This window comes from Coprococcus hominis (ex Arizal et al. 2022), assembly GCF_040094675.1.
GTDB classification, from domain to species: domain Bacteria; phylum Bacillota; class Clostridia; order Lachnospirales; family Lachnospiraceae; genus Coprococcus_C; species Coprococcus_C hominis.
This window is the reverse complement of sequence record NZ_JBBNHG010000038.1, coordinates 17,210-34,424: the sequence shown is the minus strand read 5'-3', so window position 1 is coordinate 34,424 and position 17,215 is coordinate 17,210. Positions and strand designations below refer to the sequence as shown.

The 17,215-nt window shown below is 46.4% G+C and carries 15 protein-coding genes; all 15 read left to right on the top strand.

The window, feature by feature from the left end; translation table 11 throughout:
- The first annotated feature begins 3 nt into the window (after window positions 1-3).
- The 15 genes from AAAT93_RS11460 (at window position 4) to AAAT93_RS11390 (ending at window position 17,210) form a co-directional block, all read left to right on the top strand.
- On the top strand, window positions 4-2,811 hold the full coding sequence (locus tag AAAT93_RS11460) for an ABC transporter permease (protein WP_118671347.1): 2,808 nt from the start codon (window positions 4-6) through the stop codon (window positions 2,809-2,811).
- 11 nt (window positions 2,812-2,822) lie between these two features.
- Window positions 2,823-3,515, top strand: coding sequence for an ABC transporter ATP-binding protein (locus AAAT93_RS11455; protein WP_117780330.1), 693 nt, complete (start codon window positions 2,823-2,825; stop codon window positions 3,513-3,515).
- Window positions 3,481-4,464, top strand: a complete 984-nt coding sequence (locus AAAT93_RS11450; RefSeq protein WP_331682259.1) for an ABC transporter ATP-binding protein — start codon at window positions 3,481-3,483, stop codon at window positions 4,462-4,464. Before AAAT93_RS11455 ends, AAAT93_RS11450 begins: the two co-directional genes overlap by 35 nt.
- Window positions 4,461-5,114, top strand: coding sequence for a response regulator transcription factor (locus AAAT93_RS11445; RefSeq protein WP_117780331.1), 654 nt, complete (start codon window positions 4,461-4,463; stop codon window positions 5,112-5,114). Before AAAT93_RS11450 ends, AAAT93_RS11445 begins: the two co-directional genes overlap by 4 nt.
- A 17-nt stretch (window positions 5,115-5,131) precedes the next feature.
- A complete protein-coding gene (locus tag AAAT93_RS11440; RefSeq protein ID WP_227573426.1) occupies window positions 5,132-6,562 on the top strand; it encodes a sensor histidine kinase in 1,431 nt (476 codons plus the stop codon).
- The gene (locus tag AAAT93_RS11435; protein ID WP_117780333.1) at window positions 6,537-7,361 is read left to right on the top strand and encodes a hypothetical protein; all 825 of its coding nucleotides are present in this window, start codon (window positions 6,537-6,539) and stop codon (window positions 7,359-7,361) included. The genes AAAT93_RS11440 and AAAT93_RS11435 overlap by 26 nt, the downstream gene beginning before the upstream one ends.
- A gap of 101 nt (window positions 7,362-7,462) precedes the next feature.
- Window positions 7,463-8,050, top strand: coding sequence for a DUF3793 family protein (locus tag AAAT93_RS11430; protein ID WP_117780334.1), 588 nt, complete (start codon window positions 7,463-7,465; stop codon window positions 8,048-8,050).
- Window positions 8,051-8,100: 50 nt separating this feature from the next.
- The gene (locus AAAT93_RS11425; protein ID WP_118373966.1) at window positions 8,101-8,532 is read left to right on the top strand and encodes a flavodoxin; all 432 of its coding nucleotides are present in this window, start codon (window positions 8,101-8,103) and stop codon (window positions 8,530-8,532) included.
- 98 nt (window positions 8,533-8,630) lie between these two features.
- The gene (locus AAAT93_RS11420; protein ID WP_227573425.1) at window positions 8,631-10,097 is read left to right on the top strand and encodes a DUF6034 family protein; all 1,467 of its coding nucleotides are present in this window, start codon (window positions 8,631-8,633) and stop codon (window positions 10,095-10,097) included.
- Window positions 10,098-10,115: 18 nt separating this feature from the next.
- Window positions 10,116-11,510, top strand: coding sequence for a DUF6034 family protein (locus AAAT93_RS11415; RefSeq protein WP_227573424.1), 1,395 nt, complete (start codon window positions 10,116-10,118; stop codon window positions 11,508-11,510).
- A gap of 147 nt (window positions 11,511-11,657) precedes the next feature.
- On the top strand, window positions 11,658-12,536 hold the full coding sequence (dapF, locus tag AAAT93_RS11410; protein ID WP_227573423.1) for a diaminopimelate epimerase: 879 nt from the start codon (window positions 11,658-11,660) through the stop codon (window positions 12,534-12,536).
- Between the two features lie 312 nt (window positions 12,537-12,848).
- A complete protein-coding gene (locus AAAT93_RS11405; protein ID WP_216508072.1) occupies window positions 12,849-14,066 on the top strand; it encodes an LL-diaminopimelate aminotransferase in 1,218 nt (405 codons plus the stop codon).
- Window positions 14,067-14,078: 12 nt separating this feature from the next.
- On the top strand, window positions 14,079-15,269 hold the full coding sequence (locus AAAT93_RS11400) for a hypothetical protein (protein ID WP_021984125.1): 1,191 nt from the start codon (window positions 14,079-14,081) through the stop codon (window positions 15,267-15,269).
- A 14-nt stretch (window positions 15,270-15,283) separates the two neighbouring features.
- Entirely contained in the window at window positions 15,284-16,462 is a 1,179-nt protein-coding gene (locus AAAT93_RS11395) for a hypothetical protein (protein WP_147341757.1), read from the top strand.
- A gap of 34 nt (window positions 16,463-16,496) precedes the next feature.
- Window positions 16,497-17,210, top strand: a complete 714-nt coding sequence (locus AAAT93_RS11390; protein WP_182428826.1) for a LytR/AlgR family response regulator transcription factor — start codon at window positions 16,497-16,499, stop codon at window positions 17,208-17,210.
- Window positions 17,211-17,215: the final 5 nt, after the last annotated feature.

Here is a 17,215-nt window from a genome sequence, read left to right as displayed (position 1 = left end):
AAGATGATACGGTTCGTTTTACAAAAAATTAAAAACAAAAAATGGTTGACGACCTGCCTGCTTCTGGGACTTGTCTTCCTTGTGGCGGCGGTTTCCTGTCAGCCAATGTTCAAGGCAGGCTCGCTCAACAAGATGCTGCTGGACAGCTTTCATAATGCAGGTGAGGAAGCAGAGGCATATCCGACGGTGATCGGAAGAACAGGTGCTTATGTGACGGAGAAACGTCAGACAGCTGCGGCTGTGCTCGACGGTGTGAAAGGGTATCAGCAGACATGGGAGAAATATCTTGGATCCATAAAGGCGGTGAATACGCAGACTATTCTGACGCTGGATGAACAGTCCGCACAGGGCGCGTATGGTGGAAAAGGAAAATATCTGAGGGTATCGTATATGCCGGATATGCTGGCACATACACAGGTGCTTGTCGGCGAGGACTACGATGCGTATGCTGAGAATCTGTATGGCTGTATGTTGTCCGAGAGTGTGATGGATGCCTGCGGCTTTACAGTCGGTGAGACATTGGAATTCCCACTTTGGACAGATGCAGACGGGGAAACGCTGAAGCTGCAGATCTGTGGTATCTTCAAGGAGACGGACAGCACAGACACCTTCTGGTATACAGCGCCGAATACGATGGAACAGGAGATGTTTGTAAGTGAGGAAACCTTTGATGCCATCGTGAAGCAGTTTGCACCGGAAAAGATCAACTATGCGACCAATGTGCTGCTTGATTATACGAAGATCAATCAGAAGAATGTAGCAGATGTGCAATATTATATCGAGCAATTTCATAAGGAGGATGAGAGCTTTACCGATTCGTTCCTGAATCTGCTCAAGCAGTACCAGAAGGACAAGAAAACGATAGATATCACGCTCTGGGTATTGGAGCTTCCATTGCTTGGTCTGGTGCTTGCATTTATCTATATGGTGACTGGACAGATCATCGACACAGAACAGGGCGAGATCGCCATGATGCGGAGCCGGGGATACCGCCGCAGCCAGATTGTAGCGCTCTATGCATTGCAGGCGTGTATTCTCTGTCTGGTGGCAATGCTGATTGGAACGCCACTTGGATATGGACTTTGTAAGCTGGCTGCATCGACCACAGATTTCCTGACGTTCCATGCAGGGAATCTCTCGATGTATCATTTTACACCAGTGATGCTTGTCTATGGACTGGCGGCGTCTGCCGTTGGAATTCTGTTCATCCTGATTCCGGTCGTGATTCATTCCGGGGTATCGATCGTACAGCAAAAATCTGATCAGAAGATCAACAAGAAGATGTTCTGGGAAAAATATTTTCTGGATATCGTGTTGCTTGGTGTTTCAATCTATCTGCTTCACAATTTCAATCAGGAGATTGATAAGATTCGTGCACGGGCACTGCTTGGGGCGAAGATGGATCCGTTGATCTTCTTAGATTCTGTATTGTTTATCGTGGCGATGGGACTTGTTGTGCTGCGGTTGCTGCATTATCTTGTGCAGCTTGTCTATCATATCGGCAGAAAAAAGTGGCGTCCGGCAGTGTACGCGTCGTTCTTACAGATCACGCGGAACTTCCGCAAGCAGGGCTTTATCTCGGTATTTTTGATTCTGACCGTGGCGATGGGACTGTTCAATGCCAATGCGGCGCGCACGATCAACCAGAACTATGAAAACCGGATCCGCTATGCAGATGGAGCCGATATCCGTTTGCAGGAGACATGGAAGATGCAGGCATTTTATGTGTCTGCCAATGATATCGACTATAACTATGTGGAGCCAGATCCGGTCAAATATGACGAGCCGGTCAAGCAGGGACTTTGCACGAGCATGGCAAAGGTAATCCGAACCAACAATATATCGGTAAGCCGGGGAAAAACGAAGATTGCTAACTGTGAGTTCATGGGAATCCATACAAAAGATTTTGGTGAGACTGCGTATTTGCAGGAGGAACTAAACAGAGACGTTCATTGGTATACATATTTAAATGAACTGGCACAGCAGGAAAATGGTGTGATTCTGTCGAAGAATCTGGCAGCGGCACTGGAGGTCAAAGTGGGGGATGTTGTGGATTGTTCCAGATATGGGGATTCCGTGATGAAGAAGGAGACGGTGCGCGGTACGATCAGCGGAAAGGTTGTAGCGGTTGTAGATGCGTGGCCGGGTTTTGTACAGTATACATATGAGGATGGAGAAGAAACCGAGCATTATCTGATCGTCGCAAACTATGCGAAAACGGTGCAGAGCTTCAAGATTTCTCCATATGAGATATGGTACAAGCTGGCAGATGGCGTGGACAGTGATGCGGTACGGGCTGTGATCGACGCGAGTGGAACGAAGTTGTCGGCATATACCGCTTTGGACCGGGATATTGATGCGATGAAGGAAACAGCGATGATACGCATTACAAACGGAATGTTCACTTTGAGCTTTGTCATTGCACTGATTCTATGTATGATTGGATTCCTGATTTACTGGATTTCATCGATCCGGCAGCGGGAATTGTTATTTGGTGTATATCGGGCGATGGGCTTAAGCGAGAAGGAGATAAACCGTATGCTTGTAAACGAGCATCTGTTTTCCACATTGCCATCGATTCTGGCAGGTGGTGCCTGCGGCGGTGTGGCGACATATCTGTTTGTGCGGTTATTTGGTGTGATTTATCTGCCGCAGAAACATAACTTAAGCATCTATGTCTATCTCGACCAGATGGATGTGTTGAAGCTTGTCGCGGTGCTCCTGGTTATGATTTTGCTGTGTATCGTGATCCTGCGGCGGCTGGTACGGAGTCTGAATATCACGCAGGCATTGAAATTAGGAGAGGAGTAGGAGTTTCGCTTATGAATATCATTGAAGCAAGAAATATTACACGGATGTTCCCGGTTGGTGACGGCGAATTCTACGCCTTGAAGCATGTTGATATTGATATACCGGCAGGGAAACTTACGATATTGAAGGGACGTTCTGGAAGTGGAAAGACCACATTGATGAATATATTAAGTGCCCTGGATGCACCGACAGAGGGAGATGTCAGTTTCGATGGACAGGTGTATTCGGAGATGGAAGATGCACAGAAGGAACAACTGCGAAGAAAAGAAATTGGGTTTGTCTTTCAGGCAGTTGCGTTGATCCCGATTATGAATGCATATGAGAATGTGGATTTTGCAATGCGGCTGGCAGAACCGGAGCTGACCGCGAAGGAGGTTGACGAACGAATCAGGGAGACACTTGCCTTGGTCGGAATGGAAGAGCGTATGCGGCATATGCCGGGACAGATGTCCGGTGGAGAGCAACAGCGGGTCGCAATCGCGCGGGCAGTGGCACACCGGCCGAAGGTTGTGTTTGCAGATGAACCGACCGGAGCGCTGGATACCGAGTCTGGACTTCGGGTCATGCAGTTGTTCCGAAACCTGATCGAGAAAGAAGGCGTGACGATCGTTATGACAACACATGATCCAAACCTGATGGAGCTTGGCGATGTTGTCTATGAGTTGGAGGATGGTGAGATTATTGACAGACAAATACGAGAATGATACATTGGAAGATAGGAAAAACGACATGGCGGAGGAGGCAGATCTGGCGGAAACTGCCCCTCTGATCGTCTGCGATTCTCTCGTGAAGATCTATAAGACAAAAGAGGTTGAGGTGCTTGCTTTGCAGGGACTTGACCTGACGGTCAACCGCGGGGAGCTGATGGCAATCATCGGGAAGAGTGGAAGCGGAAAAAGTACGCTTATGAATATCGTTGGAGGTCTGGAAGTGCCATCCGCCGGACGGATCATCGTGGATGGACAGAATCTGGCGGAATTTACAGAGCGTCAGATGGTGCAGTACCGGAAGAAACAGATCGGGTTTGTATGGCAGAAGAGCGGACGGAATCTGTTTCCGTATCTGACTTCGCTGGAAAATATTGAGGCACCAATGCTTGCAATCCATAAAAGCGCGAAGAAACGGCGGGAGAAGGCAGAGGAATTGCTGGCGTTAGTTGGCATGGAGCATAAACGGGATTCTTACCCGGCACAGATGTCTGGTGGAGAACAGCAGAGAGTGGCAATCGCAGTCGCGCTTGCAAACGAGCCGGAAATCCTGCTCGCCGATGAGCCGACCGGAGCGGTTGATACAAAGACTTCTTCGAACATTCAGGATCTGTTCCGGAAGTTAAACCGGGAGCTTGGACTTACGATCATCATAGTCACGCATGATATGAAACTTGCACATAAGGTAGACCGTGTTGTCATGATTTCGGATGGCAAGATCAGTACAGAGAAGATCCTGAAACAGCATTACCGGGATATGCTGGATCAGTTGGAATTACCGGATATGACGGATGAGACACATGAGGAATATTCCGTGCTGGATAAGGCACATCGTGTGCAGCTGAGCGATGATATGCTTGCGGCAGCAGGCATTGATACGAACAAGGTCAAGGTGCGCATCGAGGATGGACGCGTCGTGATCGAGGCGGAGGAAAAGAAGGAATGATTAAGATACTGGTAGTGGAGGATGAACGCGCGATTTCGGATCTCATTCGGATGAATCTGGAGGATGCCGGATATGCCTGCACCTGTGTATATGATGGTATGGCGGCAGCGGATCAGATAGAGACACAGACGTTTGATCTGGTTTTACTGGATATCATGCTGCCGAAGGTAAATGGATATGAATTGTTGGAATATATCAAGCCGACGGGAACGCCGGTGATTTTTCTGACAGCAAAGGCAGGACTGGATGATCGTGTCAGGGGATTAAATCTCGGTGCTGAGGATTATATCGTGAAACCGTTTGAGATCGTGGAGTTGATCGCGCGTGTACAGGTTGTGCTGCGGCGGTTCCATAAGGATGCGACAAAGCTTGTGTATGGCGATCTTGTCATCAATACGGATAATCGCACGGTGCTGCGGGACTGTGTACCAGTCGAACTGACACCAAAAGAATTTATGCTGCTGGAGATATTTGTGCGCAACAGAAATATTACCCTGTTTCGGGACAAAATCTACGAGCTTGTCTGGGAAAATGACAGCTACGGTGATACGCGTACCCTCGATCTGCATGTACAGCGTCTCCGTAAGAAACTTGGTCTGACCGATAAGCTGAGGACGATTTACAAAGTTGGATACCGGCTGGAAGATTAAAGGAATAGAGAAGATTCGTGAAGTTTCGTTATAAAGTTGTAATTATCAATATCATATTATTATCGCTTGGAATTGGAACCGTCGGATTCTTTATGATCCGTCGGAATTTCCAGCTTGCGCTTGATGCACAGATCAAAACCTCGATCGAGGAAAACAATCTGCTGCAATCGACGATCGAGTATCGTTTGCTCGATACGATCAATTCATCCCCATCGAATCTTGTATATCAGATGAAGAATTTAAGTGCCGATGTCGTAGGTAAAATGGGCGGAAACAACAAAGGTGTCTATGTGTTCTACGATGGTGCGGAGGTTGTGCATTCTGCGGCAGACGACAATAAACTTTCCTGCCCGGAGGAGCTGTGGAGTACCGCAGTGATCGGGCAGAAGCAGTACATGATCACGAAGGAAGCCGGGCGGTATTATCTGTTTTCCTGTTCAACAAGTCTGGTTCAGGACAAAAAGATGAATATTATCAATGCGCGGGATATCACCGAGACATATCAGCTGGTGGAGAATGAACGGCGGTATTTTGTCCTGCTTTTAGGTATTGTCGTGCTTTGCTGTACGGTGGCAGTGTTTGTGATTACATATCTTCTGACGAAGCCTTTGGAGACGCTGAACCGGGCGTCGAAGAAGTTTGGAGAGGGCGATTACGAGAGCCGCGTGCATCTGCGCAGTCACGATGAAGTAGGTACACTGGCACAGACCTACAACCAGATGGCGGATGCAGTGTGTGAGCATATGGATGAACTGCAGGGAATGGTGACACGACAGGAACAGTTCGTGGCAGATTTCACGCATGAGGTCAAAACGCCGATGACAACGATCATCGGGTATGCGGACATGCTGCGTTCCAAGGAGATGAAAAGGGAGAATCAGGTGCTTGCGGCATCGTATATTTTCCATGAAGGAAAACGTCTTGAGGCAATGTCGATGAAGCTGTTTGATTTTATTTACACGAAACACAGAAAGATTGAGTTTCAACTGATCTCGGTTGTGAACTTCATGCAGGAGGTTACGGAGAGTGTGACGCCAATCCTGGCGCAGAAGAACCAGACGCTTGTCTGTACGACGGTGGAAGCGAGGATCGAGGGAGACAGCAATCTTTTGAAATCCGCATTTATCAATATTATAGACAACGCCAGAAAGGCGTCAGAGCAAGGAAGTGAGATTCGGTTCTTTGCGAAGCAGACGGACGATGGCGTGCAGATTGGCGTGCAGGATTTTGGTGTTGGTATCAGTGAAGAACATTTACAAAGAATCTTCGATGAGTTTTATATGGTAGATAAATCGCGTTCACGGAAAGAGGGCGGTGCGGGACTTGGACTTTCGCTTGCGGCATCTATTGTGGAAAGCCATGGGGAGAAGCTGGAGATCGAAAGTACAGTTGGAGAAGGCACAACAATGTGGGTGGTATTTCATGAAAAAAATCTTACAGAACAATAAAATACGCGTCGGACTGTTATTTGTCTGTTGTGCGCTGATCGTCGTGCTAAGCATCGTAGCACCGAAATATCTGCTTGCACGGACGCTTACGGAACAGACGAATCACGTCGAGGTGGCACCGGAGGAATATTATCTGGAAGCGGGAACGATGATGTCACGCAATACATCCTCAAATCTCTCGGCTGTCGATCGGATCAAGCTGATCTCCGGCACATGGGACAGTAACATGACAAAATGCGATATCACAGAGGGCTTTCTGGATGAAGTCGAAGCGGTGGAACTTGCGAAGAAGCAGTTGGATGTCTATTACAAGCAGGGTGTGTATCCGTATTCCGTGCAGATCCAGTATGACAATCTGTATTCATATTCGTCAGAACTTTACTGCTACACGGACACCAGCTTTGATACCTATGCGGCATATCTCTGGAAGATCACATTTACGAAGTATGATAACAGCGTGGAGAATATCGTTTATATGACAGAGAGTGGGACAATCCTGCTTGCATGGACAAACAACACGAAGTTTGCGCAGACAACAACACTTCTGGACTTCTATGAAAATGTGCAGATACGGGATGTCCTTGGGGAAAATAAGCTGTACACGGCGAGCGCGGTGGAGTATATGCCAGTTGCTTCTGTGACGATTCCTTACCCGGACGCAGAGGAGATAAAAGAAATTAAAAATGGAGCATTGATCACACTCCGGGTATCTGGTGACTTAGAGAACCTACAGGCATTGCAATATACGACGGAGCATGGACAGGGAATTGTCCTGATGCCATTACAGAACAACAAATGATATATTTTCTCATATATAATTCTTGATTTTCATAATAAGTTCCTGTATGATGCATATAGTTAGCTTAGACTAACTTATATGCATCAAGGTGAGGAAACGATATGCCGATACAGGAACTGGTTCAAATCAAACAATCAAACGATCTCGAAAAAAACACAGCCGTGATGATGGCGGTCAATTGTGCACCGGTGATCAAGGGAAGCAAGGCTTCGAATCTGATCACAGTGACAATGCAGGAGTTTTACATGATCCGGAAGCTTGTGCGGGGAACAGGGATTTCTTATCATCTTCTAAAAATCAAAGCGAATAAATTCATGTTATTTTTGTATCGGAGAGAAGCACTCAAACGCTACATTCTATCTGAGAAGGTACAGAAATTTCTGCGTGGTTATGGCTATCCGGCAGATGATTTTTCTGCGATGCTGCATAGACTGTTTTCGCGTGTGGAACAGTATAGCAGAGGAGAGATTGCATATCCACATGAGATGGGAGCTTTCCTGGAGTATCCGATCGAGGACATCTTAGGATTTATGGAGAATGATGGAGAAAATTTTTCCTTTTACGGATATTGGAAGGTTTATCACAATGAGCAGGAGATGACACAGTTGTTTCAGCGTTTTGACGAGGAACGGGAGCATGTGCTGCAGGAGATTCTGGAGGGTAAGACAATCCGGGAGATCGCAGTCTGAGCTGTGACTTGCAAAACGCCAAATATATAACAAAAAGAAAGGGATAAGTTATGAGCAAAGTAAGTATTGTATATTGGAGCGGAACAGGAAATACAGCCATGATGGCAGGCAGTATCGCAGACGGTGTAGCAGCCGCAGGCGGTGAGGCAGAGCTGATCACGGTAGATCAGGCAAGCGTTGATGCATTGAAGGATGCATCCGTGATCGCACTTGGCTGTCCATCTATGGGCGCAGAGCAGCTGGAAGAGACACAGATGGAGCCATTTATGTGTGAGCTTGATGGCGTGATCGCTGGAAAGCAGATTGCACTGTTTGGTTCTTACGGCTGGGGCAACCAGGAGTGGATGCGTGACTGGGAGGATCGTATCGTTGCAGATGGCGCAACAGTTGTAAATGGCGAAGGTATCGCAGTAAACGGAACACCTGGTCCGGACGCAGAAGATGAACTGAAGGCACTTGGTCAGACACTCGCAAGTCTGTAATAATTGCGATTATTTAATATTTATCTGGAATAGATACAAATTTGATACATTCCTATGCTACACTGAAACCATCAAATCAGAAGGGGGAGGAATCCGAGATGAAACGATGGATAAAAGTGCTATGCATAGGAATGTTTTTTTCGCTATTAACCGGATGTGGAAAAAAACGGGGCGATGTTGGCGCAGATTATCAGAAAAATGCTGAGGGAGGTACATTTGAGGCGGGAGAACCAACGAATATAAGCTATCAGGTTGCCGGAAATAACAATGTGACATTTACGGTCGATGCCGATGTGACAGGAGGCGAGCGGCTCTCTGGCAGCCGGTGCTATGGAGCAAAACCACAGGTGCTCGATGACGCGTATGTGGAAGCAAAGGTATATCCGGTATTTGATGTGGGAACGGCACAGTCGGTAAAACCATATATGGTATGTACAGATAAAGAGATGGATGACCGAAGAGATGCTCTTTGGGCAGAGATAGACAAGGTGTATCAACAACCGGCATCCCAGACGGATGCCGTTTCTGAGATCTGGAGGTATGGGTATTTTGCGGATATGAGTGAGTTGAATTGCAGTATGGACACGAAGGGACAGGCGACGCATACAATTTTGACAGGGGAAGAAAAAGTGGATCCGAGAATACCGGTTACAGCAACCAACCAGAAAACCTATAGCTATGTCGATGCAGAAGGTAAGGATATCAGCCGGGCAAGAGTGGATGGTGAAATCGATGGTCTGCCATATGTATATGAAACGTATTATCGGGCGGCTTCGGACAGCGAAGAAAATGTAAACTGGGTTACCTTATATATGCGGTACGACAGATATCGGAAGCAGATCCTTGTGCGACCGAAGGAGGACGGGGATGAAATCCCGGATCTGGGTGAGGCGGATGCACAGGCGGTTGCAGATGCATTTTTACAGAAGCTTGGATATGGAGACTTTGTATGTTGTGGAACGGAGATTGGTGCTTATAGGGAAAGGGACGAAGACCCTGATACGATGAGTGCCAATCTGATTGATCACTGGTATTGCTTTTCCTATAGCCGGAAGGTGGATGGGATTTCTGCAGCGGTTACAGCAGGTGTCAATGATTTACGGTTTGGCGTATCGGGGGAGCTGACAGCTCCGCAGGAGACCATCGATGTTACGGTGGATGCACAGGGCGTTGCAACTGTGAAGATACAGGCAAATCAATATGAATTAGAGGAAGAAGGAACCGGTATCACGTCCTATCTTACCTTTGAACAGGTGGATGCAGCCGCTCAGAAATATATGAGTGAATATAAACAACCGGACTATATCACGAAGAATGTGACACAGGCGATCATCATAACACATGTAAAGCTAAATTATGCCTATGTGCGTTATACAGATGGAAACTACAATATGATCCCTGTGTGGGCATACTATGGATATCAGTTTGAACAAAATCCATATCAAGAAAGATACAGTGGAGATGCTTCACCGCGGGAATGTTTCATGTTTGGAGTCAGTGCGGTGGATGGACAGATTATCGAGGGCGTGTATTCCAAGGTTGTAGCAAATCCGTTTGATCTATAAAAAGGGGAGGATAGTATCATGAGACGATGGAATAAAGTGATCTTCTTAGGGGTAACATGTCTGGCGCTTGCCGGCTGCGGAAAAGACCGGGGCGATGAACTGGCGAAGGACTACCAGAAGAACGACGAGCTGGCGAGTGATACATCTGCAGATGCAGATATTACAGGACATCTGACCTATGAGCTTATCAGTGATTCCGGAATCACATTCACGGTGGATGCCGATGCGACAGGCGGTGGAAAGCTTGCAGAAAGTCACTGCTATGGGGCAAAACCTGTGGAAGTGGATGAGGCATATCTAAAGGAGCATGTCTATACAATATTTGACGAGGGGACTTTGCAGCAGGTCAAACCGTATGAGGTGTGCAGTCAGCAGGAGCTTGCAAACAGACAGAATCAATTACTTCAAAGACAGCAGGAATTACAGTTACAGACAGATACGGAGAACAGTTCCGTTCATGCAATATGGGAAAATGGTATTCAGTCGGATTTGGAAACGGAGGACTGGCTTGCAGATCAACGGGATGAGTCAATGGTCACAGAGGAAACAGGAAAGGCTATTTATACATATGAGATTGCAGATGGAATCACGACGAGTCTTGCTCGCGTGGATGGTGAAATCGATGAGATCCCGTATGTATATACATGTGCATATTATGACTCGAATGCATATCCTTATTCCAGCATGCGTTACATGCGGTATGATATGTATTCGTATGAAGCGAAAATTACAGTGCGGCCGAAAACAGAGGAAGATGCCGTGGAGGGGCTGGATATAAGAGAGGCGGAGGCAAAGGCCGATGAGTTTCTTGCAAAACTTGGATATGACGATTTCACATGCTTTGAAACCGGTATTGGAGCAAAACTCGTTGCAAATGAAGATGCCGCATCTATGAATCCGAGTACGTTGAACGATTGTGCGTACTGCTTTAGTTACACTCGTACGAGGGATGGAATTCCGGTAGCTGGGACACCCGGTGCATATAATTTTACATTTGGAATTGCCAATCAACTGCCGGCTTCGGAAGAGGTGATCACGGTTGCGGTAGATGTTGACGGCGTGGCTGTGGCAGATATACAGTCAGCGCCATATGACGTGGAAGAGACCGGAATCGGAATTGAAAGTGTTCTTACCCTGGAACAGGTGGATGCAGCGGCGCAGAACTATATGCAGAAATTTGAAAAGACGAATGCCTATGCAGATGTCCATAAGATAATGATAGACCGGGTGGAGCTAAATTATGTCTATGTGTGTTATACGGATGGAAAATGTAATGTGATTCCGATATGGGCGTATTATGGATCTACGAGAGAAGGGGGAAAAGAGCGATATCTGTTTGGAGTCAGTGCCGTGGACGGTCAGATCGTGGAAGGGCAGTATATGTATTATTTAGATCTTACATTCACAGTATAATGAAGCCGGCTGTTTATTTATTTGACGGATAAATAGACGATATCGAGATTCTATTGGAGAGTGCGTTGCACTCTCCTTTTTTTTATGGTAAAATTTCAGTGGTTTAGTTTGGAAAAACGAGTAAAATATAAAATAAACGAAAAAAAGATGGAAGGTGAGCATATGCGTCTTCATTTTACGAAGATGGAAGGGCTTGGCAATGACTATGTCTATGTCAATTGTTTCAAGGAAAAAGTAGAGCATCCGTCGGAGCTTGCAGTGCGGGTATCAGACCGGCATTTCGGAATTGGCTCAGATGGACTGATCCTGATCAAGCCGTCGGAGGTGGCGGATTTCAAGATGGATATGTACAATGCGGACGGCACGCAGAGTGAGATGTGTGGAAACGGCATCCGCTGCGTCGGAAAGTATGTGTATGATTATGGGCTGACGGATAAAACTTCCGTGTCCATCGAGACGCTGGCAGGTATTAAATATCTGGAGTTTACATTTGGCGATGAGGAGAAAAACGGACGGAAGACAGTAGAACTTGTGCGTGTCAATATGGGAGCCCCGATTCTTGCACCAGAGGACGTACCAGTGGATCTGCCGGATGCAGGGGATATCGTGCAGGATTATCCAATCATGGTAGCGGGAAAAGAATACCGCATTACCTGCGTATCCATGGGTAACCCACATTGTGTGAGCTTCGTGGACGACGTCGACAACTTCCCGTTGGAGGAAGTAGGACCGCTGTTCGAGAACAATCCAATCTTTCCGCGTCGTGTCAATGCAGAGTTTGTCGAGCTAGTCAGCCCGACGTATGCGAAGATGCGTGTATGGGAGCGTGGAACCGGCGAGACACTTGCCTGTGGAACCGGTACCTGTGCGACTGCCGTTGCCTGCATCTTAAATGGCAAGACAGAAGATGAAGTGACAGTGAAGCTGCTTGGCGGCGAGCTTATCATCCGCTGGGACCGCGACGCGAACATCATCTACATGACAGGCCCTGCTAAGGTCGTCTTCGATGGTGAAATTGAAGTATAGGGATTATAATCCAGACAAGGCAGAGTTTACGAAAACATATATTTTGTTTGCAAAATCGGATAGAATATAATGGAGACTGATTAGAAATTTATAATATTATATTTTAGAGAAAATGTTAATAGAGTTGACCGAATTTATCAATTCTCAAGCAGACCATTGAAACACGCTGGTACTTAATGAGTGCCGGCTTGTCTGGCACGAGTTTAGTACCACTGCGTGTTGAACTGAGCGAGAGCGCGTCTGCGGAGAATTGTATAATCCGGGCAACTCGTATAAGAATATGTATATTGTACAATTTAGGAGGAAAAAGACATGTTTAAAGTAAACGACAACTATTTGAAGCTTCCGGGAAGTTACCTCTTCTCAACCATCGGCAAGAAAGTACGTGCGTATCAGGCGGCAAATCCTGACAAGGAGATCATCCGTCTTGGTATCGGTGATGTAACCCAGCCACTCGCACCGGCAATCATCGACCGTCTGCATGAGGCAGTATCCGAGATGGGCGTGCAGGAGACATTTAAGGGCTATGCACCTGACCTTGGTTATGAGTTTTTGCGTAGTGCGATCGTAAAGAACGATTACAATGCACGCGGTGTTGACATCGCAATCGACGAAGTATTTGTCAGTGACGGTGCAAAATGTGATTCCGGAAATATTCAGGAGATCTTTTCCCTTGACAATAAGATCGCTGTCTGCGATCCTGTATATCCGGTTTATGTAGATTCGAATGTTATGGCAGGAAGAACCGGAACGTATGATGCAACAACCGGTCTTTGGAGCGATGTGATCTACATGCCATGTAAGGAAGAAAATGGATTCGCACCAGAACTTCCAGAGGAGACACCGGATATCATCTATCTGTGTTTCCCGAACAACCCGACCGGTGCAACGATCACGAAGGATCAGTTGCAGAAATGGGTAGATTACGCAAACGAAAAGCATGCAGTGATCATCTACGATGCTGCATATGAGGCATATATCAGTGAGCCGGATGTACCACATACCATCTATGAGTGTGACGGTGCAAAGACTTGTGCAATCGAGCTTCGAAGCTTCTCGAAGAATGCCGGATTTACCGGAACAAGACTTGGATTTACAGTGATTCCAAAGGAGTTAAAATCCGCAGATGGTGTTGCCCTGAATCCACTTTGGGCAAGACGCCATGGAACAAAATACAACGGTGCTCCGTATATTGTGCAGGCAGCCGGTGAAGCTGTGTATTCTGAGGCAGGAAAGAAGCAGACTGGCGAGCAGATCGCATACTATATGAAGAATGCAAAGTATATCTTTGATGGATTGAAGAGTGCCGGATATTCGGTATCCGGTGGTGTGAATGCACCATATATCTGGCTGAAGACACCGGATGGCATGAGCTCATGGGAGTTCTTTGACTATCTGTTAGAGAAGGCAAATGTCGTTGGTACACCGGGTTCTGGATTCGGACCAAGCGGCGAAGGATATTTCCGTCTGACTGCATTTGGAACCTATGAGAATACAGTCAAGGCAATTGACCGGATGAAGGCGCTGTAACAGGTTGTTGGTATGACAGAGAATGTTTATAAGCTTGTTATGTTAGGGTTTGTAACTGGATCGTGGCTGTTTTTAAGCTCCATGTTCCTGCTGAAACGGAAACCGAGATCGTTTCTGTTTCATGCAGGCATGTGGGCTGTGTTGATGGTATATTTTATACTGTATGAGTTTTTGATGAGTTATCACGGTGAGGTAGCGTGGTTTCCGGCAGGACTCGTGGAGATTGCAGTCATGATGACGGTTGTTGCCGTGAATAACGAGGGAAATCTATGGAGAAACTTCTGCATCGTTGTGTTACAACAGGGTGTTGGAAGTCTGTTTTTTACAATGGCGGCGCTGCCATTTCCGAAGCTGCAGGAGTACCAGCTGAGTATTATCGGATTCCAGCCACTTCCAATATCTGTTACGAACTTTTTGATTTTGGGGTTGATGAATGTGTGCTGTGTCATTGCAACACTTATTCTGAAATTCATTTTCCGGAAGGAATATACCGGGGATGGACGTCTGTACCGGAATATCATGATCGGGTATATTCTGATCGCGTACGTATCCCTTGCTTCGCGCTGGAAGCTGATTGACCGGATACGACAGGGCGATGTGGAAATCAGTAATTTTGTTGTTTTGTATGTGGTGTGGATCATAGGAATTGTGATTTTATGCAATTATGTTCCGTATGTCTATAACCGGTCAGAAGCCAGATGGCAGAAAAAAGAACAGCAGATGCTGGCACAGATGCTGGCAGAGAGTGAACGCCACTATGAGCGGCTGGTAGAAGCACCGTTTGTCTATGGACAGACACTGAGTGGAAATGTGACGCTGGATGCAGTGGTGGCAGATTATACGAAGCGTGCGCAGGAACGAACGCTTTTGTTTGATGCTGTCGTAGAGCCGGTACATATATCGGATATGGCAGAGCTGGATGTGACGGTAATCGCCGATGCGATGTTAGAAACGGCATTTACACATGTCTCGACAGGTGCTGATGCGTTTGTACAGTTTACCGTGCGACAGAGAAAGGGCAGTTTGTTTCTGGATGTCGATTATATGACAGGAAAACGAATCCTGCGCAAGAAGGAACAGACGCTTGCAGAAGCCCTGATCAGAAAATATGAGGGCAGTAAACAGATCAGAAGAAAAGGAAAAGAACGGCAGATTTGTGTGCTGCTTCCAAATCAGGTACAGAAGGAAGAAACAAAGGGATAAATTGTGGGGGTACTATGGTAGAAGAATTATTTTCTGTGTTGGCACTGGGGCTAGAGATTTCCGTGTGGTTGTTTATAACGTGCATGGTTTTGATTAAGCGGAGACGGCGGAGCATATGGATGCGTCTGCTGTCTCTGTTTATGATTGTCGGGTATTTTGAAATCTACGAAGTTTTGATGTTTTATCATGGAGAGAAGCTTTGGCTTTATAGCGGACTGACAGAAATCCTGATGCTGGCATTGTTAATTGTAATCAATAACGAAGGATGCTTCTGGCGCAATTACTGTATCTTGATTTTGGAACAGGGCATGACCAGTCTGTTATTTTCCATTTTCGGTTACGCATCTCCAGATTTGAATGAAGATCTGACAAAATTAGTAAGCTTTACACCGGTTGCACCGGTTCGGGCATGCATTCTGGTGTTTGGAGTGATGTCACTGGCATTTATTCTCTCAGCACTCTTCTTAAAGAAAATGTTCAAGCAGGAGTATGAGGGAAGCGGGTATATCTACAAACGGATTGTATTTGGCTACACGTTTATCTCGTATGTGTCTCTGGCATCCCGCTGGAAGCTGATTGATCAGTTGCGGAAAAATACAATTGCAGGGTACGAGGTACTGGCACTGGGTATCGTGTGGGTTGTATCTTTGATTATGGTTTGTAATTATGTGCCATATGTGTATAATAAACTTGATATCGTATGGCGAAAACGGGAGCAGGAAACGCTGCAAAAATTACAGGCGGAAAGTCAGATGCATTATGCAGCACTTGCAAAACAGCCATTTGTCTATGGACAGAACCTGAGTGGAAATGTTACACTAGATGCAGTCGTGGCGGATTATGCGAAGCGTGCACAGGCACGTGCGCTGCTGTTTGAGGCAGTCGTGGAACCGCTGCAATGTACGGATAAGGCGGAACTGGATGTAACGGTAATTGTGGATGCGATGCTGGAGACGGCATTTGCAGGAGTTGTTGAAGAGGCGGACGCATTTGTACAGCTTACAGTGAGTGAGCGGAAGGGCAGTTTGTTTCTGGATGTTGACTATGTGACGGGAAAACGAGTACCGCACAAAAAGGAACAGGCACTTGCGGATGCACTGATCGGCAAATATGATGGCAGTAAACAACTGCGGAAAAAAGGAAGAGAACGGCAGATCTGTGTGTTGCTTCCGCAGTCTACGGTTCGCCGCTGAAAGAGAAATACGAAGGAACGGAACGATTATTACGATGAAGATTATTATATGTGATGATGAACGAATGGATGCCGAGCGCGCGAAAATAATATTACTTTCCTGCAAATGTGTTCAGGAGGAAGACATTACGATTCTTACACCACAGGAGATGCATCTGGGACTGGAGGTGCAGGATATAAAATGTGATATTGCGATTATGGATATCGAGTATGAAAACCGGCAGTTCAACGGGATTACATTAAGCAAAGAGTTAAATAAAAAGCTGCCGCTGTGCCAGATCATCTATCTGACATGGGTATTGGAATTTGCACCGGAAGTGTATGATACGATCCACTGCTATTTTGTGTTAAAGCAAAACGAGGAGAAGATGTTGCCGCGTGCGATGGAAAAGGCGATACAGATTTATTGTGATCAGGAAGACCATGAAATTATTGAACTTAGAAATCATGGAAAGATGATGTATATCCGGCAGGCAGATATTATATATGCCGAGAGACAGGATCGGATTGTGCAGATTCACACAGCACAGGGAACGTACCAATGTTATCAGTCATTGACGAAGATTATGAAACTTCTCGGAAGAAATTTCCTGCGCTGTCATGGCGGATATGTTGTGAATTATAATTATATTGATACTGTGATGCGGGAAAGCGTGATTTTGTCAAATGGTACGGAGATTCCGATTGGACGGACATACCGGACATCATTTCATGAACAGTACATGCGTATGGTAGAACAGCATGTGTAATACAG

What these genes read in the sequence shown, in the direction of transcription:
- AAAT93_RS11400 (WP_021984125.1), top strand. Translation starts at nt 14,079, where the DNA reads ATGACAGAGAATGTTTATAAGCTTGTTATGTTAGGGTTTGTAACTGGA.
- AAAT93_RS11430 (WP_117780334.1), top strand. Translation starts at nt 7,463, where the DNA reads ATGCCGATACAGGAACTGGTTCAAATCAAACAATCAAACGATCTCGAA.
- AAAT93_RS11425 (WP_118373966.1), top strand. Translation starts at nt 8,101, where the DNA reads ATGAGCAAAGTAAGTATTGTATATTGGAGCGGAACAGGAAATACAGCC.
- AAAT93_RS11390 (WP_182428826.1), top strand. Translation starts at nt 16,497, where the DNA reads ATGAAGATTATTATATGTGATGATGAACGAATGGATGCCGAGCGCGCG.
- dapF (WP_227573423.1), top strand. Translation starts at nt 11,658, where the DNA reads ATGGAAGGTGAGCATATGCGTCTTCATTTTACGAAGATGGAAGGGCTT.
- AAAT93_RS11445 (WP_117780331.1), top strand. Translation starts at nt 4,461, where the DNA reads ATGATTAAGATACTGGTAGTGGAGGATGAACGCGCGATTTCGGATCTC.
- AAAT93_RS11420 (WP_227573425.1), top strand. Translation starts at nt 8,631, where the DNA reads ATGAAACGATGGATAAAAGTGCTATGCATAGGAATGTTTTTTTCGCTA.
- AAAT93_RS11415 (WP_227573424.1), top strand. Translation starts at nt 10,116, where the DNA reads ATGAGACGATGGAATAAAGTGATCTTCTTAGGGGTAACATGTCTGGCG.
- AAAT93_RS11435 (WP_117780333.1), top strand. Translation starts at nt 6,537, where the DNA reads ATGAAAAAAATCTTACAGAACAATAAAATACGCGTCGGACTGTTATTT.
- AAAT93_RS11450 (WP_331682259.1), top strand. Translation starts at nt 3,481, where the DNA reads ATGGTGAGATTATTGACAGACAAATACGAGAATGATACATTGGAAGAT.
- AAAT93_RS11455 (WP_117780330.1), top strand. Translation starts at nt 2,823, where the DNA reads ATGAATATCATTGAAGCAAGAAATATTACACGGATGTTCCCGGTTGGT.
- AAAT93_RS11405 (WP_216508072.1), top strand. Translation starts at nt 12,849, where the DNA reads ATGTTTAAAGTAAACGACAACTATTTGAAGCTTCCGGGAAGTTACCTC.
- AAAT93_RS11460 (WP_118671347.1), top strand. Translation starts at nt 4, where the DNA reads ATGATACGGTTCGTTTTACAAAAAATTAAAAACAAAAAATGGTTGACG.
- AAAT93_RS11395 (WP_147341757.1), top strand. Translation starts at nt 15,284, where the DNA reads ATGGTAGAAGAATTATTTTCTGTGTTGGCACTGGGGCTAGAGATTTCC.